Origin of the sequence: Tenuifilum sp. (assembly GCF_037481895.1) — a bacterium.
GTDB classification, from domain to species: domain Bacteria; phylum Bacteroidota; class Bacteroidia; order Bacteroidales; family Tenuifilaceae; genus Tenuifilum; species Tenuifilum osseticum.
In genome coordinates this window covers 1-12418 of record NZ_JBBFKU010000030.1, presented here as the reverse complement: position 1 = coordinate 12418, position 12418 = coordinate 1, and the positions used below count along the sequence as shown (strand labels likewise).

The following is a 12418-nucleotide window of genomic DNA, read 5'->3' as shown; positions in this document are numbered from 1 at the left end:
TTACGATTACAATTTTAATGCTAAAACCGCACAATCGTTTGCAATGGTTAAAAATACGAAAATGTTTTAGCACTATACAATTTTTTCAAAATTTCGTAATAGTTCATCAGTAAAAATTAGCCCATCAAATTTTTTTTGGTAAATTGCTCCTGGTAGAACAGGACAGCACTATGAGAATACTGAATATTAAAAAGTGCATCACTTTTTTGGTGTTTTTAGCAGTTAGTATTTTTGCGGGTTTACATGCACAGGAAATCGATAGCCTTTTAAGGCTATCAGAGCATTACCGGACAGTTAACCCCGATTCGGCCGTTAGCGTTGCTAGGCAAGCTTTGGCAAAGGTCGATGCAGTAAATCAACCCGATATTGCGGCCCGGGTTTACTTTAGTTTAGGTTATGCCTACTACAACCGCAACGACTTTGAGCTTGCTCTTGAACATTTCAATAAATCGTTGATGCTTGCAGAGCAATCGGATAATATTCAACTTAAAGCGTTACTACACAACCGTATTGGTAACGTTTATCAGTTAAAAAGCTACTACAGTCAAGCCATTGATGAGTATAAAAAAGCGCTGGACTACAACTACAAGATAGGAAGCAAGGTAGAAATTGCCCGCACATTGGTTAATATTGGAACGGTGTTTGCAATTACGGGTAATTTCTCAATTGCCTTGCAGTACATGCTCGATGCCCTTGAAATTTTTGAGCAATCGGGCGAAACCGAGGGTATGGCCTGGACATCGTTAAGCATTTCGCGTCTTTTTAGCCGATTGGAGATTAACGAAAGGGCTTTGCAGTATGCCGAAAATGCCTTGAACCATTACCGCAGGCTTAACAATCAAACCGGCATAACCCTGGCACAAACCGAGTTGGCCAATATTTACTACCATACCGGTATGCACGACAAGGCACTCGATTTACTGGGTAAGGTAATTGATGAGAATTCACGCACCCGAAACATACACGCACAGGCAGCTAACTACCTGCTGATGGGAATTATCTACTTTGATAAAAAACAGTACCAGCAGTCCGAATACTACCTTAACCTATCGCTATTGCTGAAACAGCAGGTAAACGATAGTATTGATATGGCAAAGCTTAACCGATACATGGGTGAACTTGAGCTGCAAAGGGGAAACTTTGCCAAAGGGATTACCCTTCTGAATAAAGCGTTAAACGATGCCCAAAAGCAAAAGATTACTACCGATTTACGCGATATATACTATAGCCTATCGGACGCCGAACGCAGGAAAGGTAATTACAAAAAGGCATACGAGTACTTTACCAGCTATTCGGCACTTAAGGATAGCGTTAACGCCAGCCAAATAGCCAAGCTGGAGATGCAGTACGATTTTGAGAAAAGGGAAAAGGAACAGGAGTTAATCTCGCGCCAGCGCGATGCCATGCAGCAAGCCAGGCTTGAACGGCAGCGAATGGCAACCCTGCTTATTTCAATAGCTTTAGTTTTGAGCCTTGCTCTGGCAGCTGTAGTATTCAGATTCTACCGCGAAAAAAAGAGAACCAACCAAATTCTCATCCTGCAGAACGCTGAGATATTAAGGCAAAAGAACGAAATTGAAAACCAGAAACAGGAGATTGAGGCCCAGCGCGATTTGGCCGAAAGGCAACGTGACCAAATAGCCGAACAACAAAAGCAAATAACCGATAGTATTAAGTATGCGAGCCGTATTCAGGCTGCTGTTCTTCCGCGCAGCCAGCAAATCTCCACACTGCTGCGCGATCACTTTGTGCTCTACCAACCCAAAAACATTGTTAGTGGCGATTTCTTTTGGGTAACACAGCTAACCGATGGTAGAATTGCGATAGCAGCAGCCGATTGCACTGGCCACGGGGTTCCCGGAGCTTTTATGAGTATGCTTGGCATTACCCTGTTAAAGGAACTAACCGCAACACAACGTTTTGAGAATGCCGCCGATATCCTTTTCCGCCTCCGCCGCCTTGTTATTGCCTCGCTCAACCCGGCCGAAACCGATAACGATTCACACGACGGTATGGATATGGGTATGCTCATAGTTGACCGAAAAAGGATGGAGGCCCATTACGCAGGCGCTTATTTCCCTTTGTTACTCATAAGGGATTCCTCCGTGCAGGCCCCTCCAACGCACTCAAACCCTGTTATAGCTGACGGAAGTACTCTTTACGAAATTAAAGGCGATAAAAGGCCAATTGGGCATCACATTATTGAGGAACGAATGTTTACTAACCACACCTTTACTATCTTTGAAAACGACCTGTTCTACCTGCTTTCCGACGGATACTCCGACCAGTTTGGAGGCCCCAAAAACTCAAAATTTATGATGGTGAACCTTAAAAAGCTTCTGCTCGATATTCATCACCTGCCATTAAACACCCAGCAAAGTATTCTACAGGAAAAATTCGATGAGTTTAAGGGTAACGAGAAACAGGTTGATGATATACTTATAATGGGATTTAGGGTTTGACAGCCAAACTTCTCTCATTTCATAAAATTATCAACCTAATACAAGGGTTTCCTGATACCCTCTTCTTATAAACCGAGTTTAGTCAATAGAAACAAAATAAAATATTTACACATCTTGTTTCTATTGACTTATCGAGGTAATCCCGACTTATCAAATTCTGCTTATTCCGACTCATTCCTTTAAAATTAGCCCGGTTGAATTTGTTAATTCCTGGTCATTTGGTTTAGCCGTTCACTTTTTACAATTCCTCTAACTTCCTCTAACTCCATCATATTCTGCTTATTCCGACTCATTCCGACTCATTCCTCTAAAATTAGTCTGGTTGAATTTGCTAATTCATGGCACTTTTGGGTGTCTATAACTGCTGAATCCGTCATATAGCACTAGTAGTAAATCGTTTTTAACTTTTCTTTCAATTTATCGTAAAGTGTTTTATGTTTGCATGATAAAGTCCAACTATGCAAAGCTCAAATTTTTTACATAGAGTTTTAATACTTTGTTCTGCAGCTTTGCTTTTGCAATATCCATTATCAGTATTTTCCCAGCCAAAATCCGATAGTATTGCAGTAAAGACCTTAATCGATTCAGCGGTTAATGCAAAATCGCCACGGGTAAGAATAGCGTTTGCTCGCGAGGCATACCATAAGGCAAAAGCTACAAATAGCAAGCACTTGCTTGCTGATGCTACTCACGAAATGGGTAACGCTCTTTTTAGGCTAAACAGTTACGATGCCGCCATCGATAGCCTACAAAGGGCATTGGTTCTTTACAATATTGTTGGCGATAGTGCAGGAACGGCAAAAACTTACTATACCCTGGGTTCTTGCTATGTTCGGAAATCGAACTATGTAAAGGCAATTCAGTTAATTGAGGAAAGTGTAAAACTTGCTACATCGATTAACGATAGTGCCTTGCTAGCAAATTGCTATAACTCACTTGGAATTATTTACTACACCCTTGAGAACTTACTGGCATCGATCGATTTCTTTGAGAAAGCAGCAAACTACTACGAAAAAGCTCACAGCTACAAAAACTATGTAAGGGTTAAGGGAAATGTAGGTTTAAGCTTAACCAAAATTGGGAACTGGGAAAGTGCAAGACAAATCTTTTTTTCCACACTTAACAGCTATGGCAAGTATATGGATTCGCTAATGCTTGCCTCGTTTTACGATAACATTGGTTTTTTTTATGAGAACTTGGGCAAGGTTGATTCCGCATTATACTACCATAATCAATCATTAACCATAAGCAAAACGCTCAGCTCCACTCGCGGAATTGCTCTAAGCAATTTGGCAATTGGCCGGTGTTATACTGGTTTAGCGCAATTTGGGCTTGCAATTAAATATTTACTTGAGGCTAAACGCCTAGCCAAACTCAATGGCGAGGAAGATATTTCAGCTCAAGCTAACAGGCAGCTATCAACCTGCTACGAGGCAACCGGCGATTTTAAGAATTCCCAAAAATGTTTAAAGGAATTTTTGGAATATACCGATAAAACATTCACCAAGAAGCTTATAACTCAGGTTGCACAGCTACACTCAATGTTGCAGATTGAGAAGCAGGAAAGGGAAAACCAGCAGCTACAAATGCAGCTGGAGCTGAAATCGTTAAATGAACACAAGGATAAAAAGATAATTACTTTGTACACAATCTTTTCAATTCTTTTGCTCCTAACCCTCAGCGTAATTGTTTACTTTGCCATACAGCTCTCCCAAAAGAAAAAGCTTTTAGAGCATACAAATTCTCAGCTTTTCAAGTTCAATAATGAACTCGATTCCCTGGTAAAACATAGAACCAGGGAGTTGAATAATGCTATTGATAAAATAAGGGAGCTTGAAAGAATTAAATCCGCTTTCATGGCAAATATAAGCCATGAAATCCGGACACCACTGAACGGAATACTAGGACTCTCCTACTACCTTTCGGCACCAGAATGCACTGCTGAAGAGCGTTCGCAGATAGGCGAACAGGTTAAGCGTTTGGGCAATAAACTTGTAAGAATAGTTGACGATATCCTTGAACTTTCCAAAATTGAAACCAACCAGGTAAACCTACTGCTGTCCGAGGTCAACCTTAATCAGCTGCTCGATGATGTTTACAAGGAGTTTGACGCCATTGCTGAAATAGATGATAAAAATCTCTTTTTTAGGGTAAATAAATCGTTGCCCGACGATAGGGCAATAGTAATATGCGATTACTACCGTTTGCGTAGCATTATTATTCATCTTTTAGAGAATGCCTTCAAGTTTACCCACCAGGGTGGGGTTGAAATGGGTTACTCCATAAACGAGAACTCGTTGTTATACCTATACGTAAAGGATACAGGGGTTGGTATACCTAACGATATCCAGAAGAAAGTTTTTGAGCGTTTTTATAAGCACCTAGATGATTCCAGCCCAATTTTTTACGATGGTCTGGGAATTGGATTAACCATAGCCATGGGGTATGCCATTGCATTAGGGGGTAGCATAAAGCTTCAATCCTCACCTGGCCAAGGATCAACCTTTACTCTTGTGCTACCTATAACAGTGCCCAACTCCAACGCAAATAAGGAGGCATTCAACTTTACTGGTAAAAGAATTCTGGTGGTAGAGGATGATCTGATAAACTACCAGTACCTACACGCTTTGCTTAGCAAAACGGGCGCTACTGTTATTCATGTTAAAAACGGCGAAGATGCCATTGAGGCAGCAACCATTGAAAGGGCAGCCGATTTAATTCTACTTGACATTCAGTTACCTTTTAAGAGCGGAATAGAGGCTGCCATTGAGATACGAAAGATAAATAAGCAAATCCCTATCATTGCCCAAACTGCTACCGATTCCGAATATGTGAGCGCCTGCAGGGATGCTGGTTGTAACGCATTTGTTACAAAACCAATTGACCCCGATGAACTACTAAACCTCATTAAACGTTTCCTATAAAAACAAAACCCCAACTTGAGTTGGGGCTTACGGTTAATTTATCAGTTCTTTATACGTTGAAACGGATATGCAGAATATCGCCATCCTCAACAACATAGTTTTTACCTTCAACAAATAGTTTTCCCTTTTCGCGGCAAGCGTGCTCTGAACCAAGGGTAATAAAATCGTTATACTTCATAACCTCGGCCCTAATAAAGCCGCGTTCTAGGTCGGAATGGATAACTCCAGCAGCCTGTGGCGCTGTCATCCCTTTTTTGATTGTCCATGCCCTAATTTCCTTGGGCCCAACGGTAAAAAAGGTTTCGAGGTTTAGCAGGGAGTATGCCGCTCTAATAAGCTTGTTAACGCCGGGCTCAGTAAGCCCAACATCGGCCAAAAAGGCTTTGCGGTCATCCTCACTCTCAAGTTCCGATATTTCTGCCTCAACCTTACCGGCTATAATCAGTATTTCCGTTTTTTCATCCTTTAGGAACTCCTTTACCCTATTGGAATACTGGTTACCGTTTACAGCCGATTTTTCGTCGACATTGCATACGTAAATAACCGGTTTTGTGGTAAGCAGGAAAAGATCGTCAACATACTTTTTATCGTGCTCATCAACTGGAACAGTTGAAGCGTTTTTGAACGACTCAAGGTGGTTCTTGTACACCAATAGAACCTCAAAAGCTTTTTTTGCCTCCTTATCGCCTACCTTTGCAGCTTTTTCAACCTTTTGTAACTTTTTCTCAACCGATTCCAGGTCGCGAACCTGCAACTCAAAGTTAACCGTTTCAATATCGCGAACGGGATCAATGGAACCGTCGATATGGGGTAGCGAGGGATCGTCGAAACAGCGTAGCACGTGGATTAACGCATCGCAGTTACGAACATCGGCCAGGAACTTATTGCCCTCGCCCTTACCAGTTGTTTTTGATAAACCGGGAATATCAACAATCTCAACGGTGGTGTGAACAATACGCTCAGTGGGTTGAAGCTTTTCAAGTTCGTAAAGCCGGTTATCGGGGACGTTTATTGTACTGATGTTCGATTTTCCTGTGCCGGTAGCCACATTGCTAGTTAAGGCTTTAGTGCTCGACATGCAGTTGAAAATAGTAGTTTTGCCCACGTTGGCAAGACCAATTATGCCACATTTTAGACCCATTGCTATTCAAATTATTTGAGCACAAAATTACAGCAAATAGGTCAGATAACAAAAAAAGCGGCTAATGCCGCTTTTGAGTTTAGTTGCTTTCCAGCAGCTGGAGTATTTCGTCCATTTTGGGGGTAAGAATAATCTCAGTGCGCCTATTTTTTTGTCGGGCTTCGGGTGTTTTAGCCCTATCGATGGGAAGGTACTGGCTCCGCCCTGCTGCAGTTACACGCACAGGGTCAATCCTTGAACCTGAAATCAGTAGGCGTACAATGGTAGTGGCACGTTTTACGCTTAAATCCCAGTTATCCTGTAGCCCTCCTGTTCCTCGGTATGGGACATCGTCGGTGTGACCCTCAACCATTATGTTAATATCGGGGTTCTGTTCAAGAACTGGGATTAACTGCTTTATTGCAGCGGCACCCTTTGAGTCAATCTCGTAACTACCCGATTTGAACATCAGCTTTTCCTCCAGCGATACGTAAACCTTGCCATTCTGAATTGAGACTGTGAGGCCCTTGCCCTCGAACCCAAAAAGCGCATCGGCAACCTTTTTCCGTAGGGCTCTCATAACTGAATCCTTGGCATTTAGCATTCGCTCCAGCTCAACCAACCGGGCATTGCGTGCATCAAGCTCACGTTTCATGCTATCGAGGTTTGCCTGCACCTTATCGAGCCCAAGTTTACGCTGGTATAGCCTCCGCTCAAGTTCTTTAAGGGCATCTTCCTTCTCCTGCAGCTCTTCCTGGGTTTTCTGTATTTGAAGTAAAAGCTTTTTGGTTTCATCCTTGCTACCCGAAATTACCCCATCCTGTAGGCTTTGAAGCTCTGAGTAACGCTCCTTAAGCGTTGTTAGCTCCTCATTAATGCGGTTGAAAGTAACTGCACGGTTTATGCTGTCGCTTGTGAGGGCATCAACCTTTGCCTGAAGAATACGTGTTTTACTGTCGAGTTCCGAGTTTTTAGTTGTAAGGGCCTCGTTTTCCACCGTTAGCTTTTCACGCTCCTCCTCGCACTTTGCGTTTTTGTCCTGTAGCGCTTGGAATTCCTTGGCAGGCACGCATGCAGTTAGAATTGCCAACCCAAGTATCAGGGCTTTAGAGTATTTTGAACATTGCTTCATGTTGCAATTATTTTGAACAAATATAAAAATTTAATTGCACCCTCGCATTTTGAAACATTCTTAAAATATCAACATAAAACTACTATTTAGACAGAAAAGATTTGGAAAAATATGTAACAAAGTGCTATTTTAGCTGTTAAGGTATAGTGAGGGGAATGGTGTTTATGGAGAACAAGTACGCATTGCTAAGCAATATCGATTCGTCCGAGGATATTAAAAGGTTAAAACCTGAGCAGCTGGTTGATTTAAGCGCTGAGCTCAGGCAGTTTATCATTGATATTGTTTCGGAGAATCCGGGCCATTTTGCATCGAGTTTAGGGGTGGTTGAGCTAACCATTGCCCTCCACTACGTTTATAACACTCCTTTTGACCGTATTATTTGGGATGTTGGCCATCAGGCCTATGGCCACAAAATACTTACCGGCCGTCGCGATGTTTTTCACACAAACCGTAAGTACAAGGGGATTAGCGGATTTCCAAAGCGTTCCGAGAGTCCGTACGATGCCTTTGGCGTTGGCCATTCATCCACATCCATTTCCGCAGCTCTTGGCATGTCGGTAGCATCGAAGTTGAAGCTTGAAAACCGAAAAGTAGTGGCTGTAATTGGCGATGGTGCGCTTACCGGCGGAATGGCCTTTGAAGCCCTTAACCACGGGGGTGGCATCAACCCAAACATGCTAGTTATCCTTAACGACAACAATATCTCAATAGATCCTAGTGTTGGGGCTCTGAAAGAGTACCTGCTCGATATCACCACATCAAAAACCTACAACAAGCTAAAGGATGAGGTGTGGGATATTCTGGGACGATTCGATAGGGTTGGCCCCAAGACACGAAGCCTTATCCAGAAAGTTGAGAACGCCATTAAAGCAGCCTTACTCAAGCAAAGCAACCTGTTTGAATCCATGGGTTTCAGGTATTTTGGACCAATTGATGGCCACGACGTGATTTACCTTACACGCGTACTCCAGGATTTGAAGGATATACCCGGGCCAAAGTTGCTGCACATTGTTACCGTTAAGGGCAAAGGGTATGCGCCCGCTGAGAATAATCAAACAGCATTCCATGCACCGGGATTGTTTGATAAGGAGACCGGCGAGAGGATTAAGGTGGATGCCAATAAGCCTACCCCACCCCGCTACCAGGATGTTTTTGGCGAAACCCTGGTTGAGCTTGCTGAGCAAAACCCGAAAATAGTTGGGGTTACCCCGGCCATGGCAAGCGGATGCTCCCTCAATATCATGATGCAAAAGATGCCCGATAGAGCTTTTGATGTGGGCATTGCTGAGCAGCATGCTGTAACCTTCTCGGCAGGTCTGGCAGCTGAGGGGCTGATCCCGTTCTGCAACATCTACTCTACCTTCATGCAGCGGGCATACGACCAGGTAATACACGATGTTGCACTACAAAACCTACCGGTAGTTTTCTGCCTTGACCGCGGCGGTTTAGTTGGCGACGATGGCGCTACACACCATGGCGCTTACGACCTGGCATACATGCGCAGCGTTCCTAACATGACCGTTGCCGCACCAATGAACGAGGAGGAGTTGCGTAACTTAATGTATACTGCACAGCTTGAGCCCAAGGGGCCTATCTCAATCCGCTACCCAAGAGGCAATGGCGTTATGGTGGATTGGCGTAAACCCTTCAAACGTGTTGAATTGGGCAATGGTAGAGTTCTTAGAACTGGAACCGATATAGCAATTCTGTCCATTGGACACATTGGTAACCTTGCGGCTAAGGCGGCCGACATGCTCGAGGCCGATGGCCACGCAGTTTTTCATGCCGACATGCGCTTTGTTAAACCACTCGATGTTGAAATACTTGAAGCTGTTGGCAAGGAGTTTAAAACAGTTATTACGGTTGAGGACGGTTGCCTGCCCGGCGGTTTTGGTAGTGCCGTACTGGAGTGGTTCAACGATAATGGCTACAGCATTAAGGTAGTACGCCTGGGTATTCCCGATACATTTATTGAACAGGGAACCCAGCAAGAACTCTACGCCGAATGTGGCTACGATATTGAGAATATCTACAAAACTGCCAAACGTTATATTACCAAAAAGGTGAAGCTGAGGGCAGGCTAAGATATTGCCCAAAACTGTTTTGACAAATTAAATAAACTTATTATCTTCGCACCGATTTTCTACAACGCCCGGGTGGCGGAATTGGTAGACGCGCTGGTCTCAAACACCAGTGGTAGCAATACCATGCCGGTTCGACCCCGGCCCCGGGTACCAAAGCCTCGAATCATTCGAGGCTTTTTTCATTTCCAGTATCGGGTTCAATGCCGAACAGTTAGGAAGGTTTTTCGTAGGGTTCAGGATGATATGTGAAGTTGTTCTTTTTTCGTGGAAAACAACCTCACCCCCAGCCCCTCTCCTGATATGAGAGGGGTGAAGCAATTAGAAAGTTTTTTACAGGGCTAAAGTCTCCCCTCTCAGGGGAGATTTAGAGGGGTCATCTAGGTTGAATGTTGGTAACGGCTTCACCACAGCCCTTTTACCTGAGCGAGTAAGGAACGGAAAAAGCAGGCATTGGCATAAAAGCCAGACCCGACAATGGGTCGGGGGTGGAACGTGGCGGTGGGTATAGTAAGCGATACCACATGAGTCACGCCGTAGGCGTGGCGAATAGTATCGCGTGGCAGTTCCACCCGCGGGGTACCCATCGGGTCGGGCTTTTCAGCCTTGATTTTCTTTGGTTCTTTCTTGTATCAAGACAAGAAAGAACGTGTAAATCGCTCTTTGTAATGATTTTTCCTTTGCGATGCAAAGTTTCACCATTGCTCTTTGGCTTAAGTATTGCGTGCATCGCAATATATGTGAGTGTGGCCACGTGATTACAAATGTTTTGCCCCTACGGGGCTTGAAAATTTGTTCGTTGTTCGTGTATCGTTGTTCGTGAATGCAATTCTGTGTAACACCATGTTACACTGTGTAACCCTGTGATAACATGTTAGTTGATGGTTGATGGTTGATGGTTGATGGTTTAAGAAACCACCTTCTATCATGAATCTGAAATTTTTAACCTTTATCCTTTAATGAGATTCCTCGACTAGCCCGGAATGACAATACTCCTAGTATCCTTACGCCCTTTGTCATGCTGAGCTCGCCGAAGCATCTCTTTGTACCTTCATCTCTTTTTTAAAGTGATTCCTTGACGTAGTTTATCCTGATACACGAGGCTAAGGATGACATAAGGAAATTTTTGTTTTGTGGCAGGAATTTAAAATCCGTAATTTTGGGTTCTGAAAAGCAAAAAAATAAAACCTATGGCGCAAAAATTTATTCCCTTTGAAGTTATTGAAAACTTCATGGTTAGTGTACTGGTTAAAGCCGGAATACCTGAAAACGATGCAAAAATTGTAACCGATGTTTTAATTCAGGCCGATAAGCTTGGGTTCGATTCACACGGGGTAAACAGGCTAAAACCCATTTACCTCGATCGAATAAAGGACGGTATTCTGAACCCCATTACCAACTATCAAATTGTAAAGGAGGGCCCAACCACTGCCGTAATTGATGGCCAGAATGGCATGGGGCATGTAATTGGCTACAATGCCATGAAAATGGCAATTGAGAAAGCCAAAAAGTTTGGAATGGGAATGGTTGCCGTACGTAACTCAACTCACTACGGTTTTGCGGGCTATTACGCTTTAATGGCAGTAAAGGAGAACCTGATTGGTATTACCGGAACCAATGCTCGCCCATCAATTGCACCTACCTTTGGGGTGGAAAATATGTTAGGTACAAACCCTTTAACATTCGGAATGCCTACCGATGAGCCTTTCCCATTCCTTCTGGATTGCGCCACATCAATTACCCAACGTGGAAAAATTGAACTCTACGAAAGGGAAGGTAAAATATTGCCAAAGGGTTGGGTGATTGACGAGAATGGCGAAAGCAAAACCGATCCCAAGGAAGTACTCGTCGATTTAACTAGCGGTAAAGCTGCATTAACGCCACTTGGAGGTATAGGCGAGGAAACCGCAGGTTACAAGGGATATGGTTATGCCACTGTTGTGGAAATTCTTTCTGCAGCTCTACAGCAGGGAGCTTACCTGAAAATGCTCACCGGCTTTAAGGATGGCAAAAAGGTTCCATACAACCTGGGTCATTTCTTTATTGCTATTGATATTAGTGCGTTTACTGAGGTTGATGATTTTAAGCGGACTACCGGGAATATCCTACGTGAGCTAAGGGCATCGAAAAAGATGCCGGGACAACCCCGTATTTATACCGCTGGCGAAAAAGAGTATGAGGTTTGGAAAACCCGTAAGGATAAAGGGGTTCCGTTTGGCGACGAACTCCTTAAGGAGTTTCAGGGAATTTGCAAGGAGTATGGGTTGAACGAGTTTTTGCCAAGCTTTGAGTAAAGAAAAGGTTAAAGGATAAAGGTTAAAGGATAAAAATTTAAAATTTCAGATTTCAGATTTCAGATTCATGATAGAAGGTGGTTTCTTAAGCCGTCAACCATCAACTATCAACCGTCAACCATCAACCATCAACTATAAACTAACATCCAAAAAGAAACCCCGCATTAGCGGGGTTCTTTCGTTTTATTGCAATGGGAATGTTATTCCTCTTTTACAAGCTTGCGTAGTACCGATTCGCCCTTGCTGTTGTAGAAGCGTACCAGGTAAATACCGCGGTCAAGTGAACTAACATCAACCGATTCAGTATTCTCAACCTGACGATCCATTACTACCTGACCAATTACGGAGGTAATGGTTACACGGGTAACCTCAGCTCCGGTAAAGTAGATACGATCAGTGAACGGG

8 protein-coding genes and 1 tRNA gene are annotated in these 12418 nt (G+C 43.4%); 5 read left to right on the top strand and 4 right to left on the bottom strand.

Translation table 11 applies throughout. From position 1 onward, the window contains the following. Positions 1-170 precede the first annotated feature (170 nt). Together WHS63_RS09665 and WHS63_RS09660 are read left to right on the top strand one after the other, a co-directional pair. Positions 171-2462: a tetratricopeptide repeat protein gene (locus WHS63_RS09665; protein ID WP_445204934.1), complete on the top strand. Its 2292-nt coding sequence runs from the start codon at positions 171-173 to the stop codon at positions 2460-2462. 458 nt (positions 2463-2920) lie between these two features. After that, positions 2921-5386, top strand: coding sequence for an ATP-binding response regulator (locus WHS63_RS09660; RefSeq protein ID WP_445204933.1), 2466 nt, complete (start codon positions 2921-2923; stop codon positions 5384-5386). 49 nt (positions 5387-5435) lie between these two features. Here WHS63_RS09660 and ychF read toward each other — a convergent pair whose 3' ends face one another. Next, positions 5436-6527 (bottom strand): redox-regulated ATPase YchF, encoded by a 1092-nt coding sequence (gene ychF, locus WHS63_RS09655; protein WP_445204932.1) that lies wholly within the window; start codon positions 6525-6527, stop codon positions 5436-5438. A 79-nt stretch (positions 6528-6606) separates the two neighbouring features. Next, positions 6607-7638 carry an OmpA family protein gene (locus WHS63_RS09650; RefSeq protein WP_445204931.1) on the bottom strand — a complete coding sequence of 344 codons (1032 nt, stop codon included), beginning with the start codon at positions 7636-7638 and terminating at the stop codon, positions 6607-6609. A gap of 164 nt (positions 7639-7802) precedes the next feature. Between WHS63_RS09650 and dxs the strand changes: the two genes are divergently transcribed. Beyond that, complete coding sequence (gene dxs, locus WHS63_RS09645; protein ID WP_445204930.1) at positions 7803-9722, top strand: 1-deoxy-D-xylulose-5-phosphate synthase; 1920 nt, start codon at positions 7803-7805, stop codon at positions 9720-9722. A 66-nt stretch (positions 9723-9788) separates the two neighbouring features. Then, a tRNA-Leu gene (locus tag WHS63_RS09640) sits at positions 9789-9875 on the top strand. A 248-nt stretch (positions 9876-10123) separates the two neighbouring features. Here the strand turns inward: WHS63_RS09640 and WHS63_RS09635 are convergent. Then, on the bottom strand, positions 10124-10306 hold the full coding sequence (locus WHS63_RS09635; RefSeq protein WP_445204929.1) for a hypothetical protein: 183 nt from the start codon (positions 10304-10306) through the stop codon (positions 10124-10126). Between the two features lie 603 nt (positions 10307-10909). On the opposite strand from WHS63_RS09635, the gene WHS63_RS09630 reads away from it, so the two are divergent. Beyond that, complete coding sequence (locus WHS63_RS09630; protein ID WP_445204928.1) at positions 10910-12013, top strand: Ldh family oxidoreductase; 1104 nt, start codon at positions 10910-10912, stop codon at positions 12011-12013. 200 nt (positions 12014-12213) lie between these two features. On the opposite strand, the gene WHS63_RS09625 is transcribed toward WHS63_RS09630, so the two are convergent. After that, on the bottom strand, positions 12214-12418 hold a 205-nt coding region (locus WHS63_RS09625; RefSeq protein ID WP_445204927.1), incomplete at its 5' end, for a T9SS type A sorting domain-containing protein.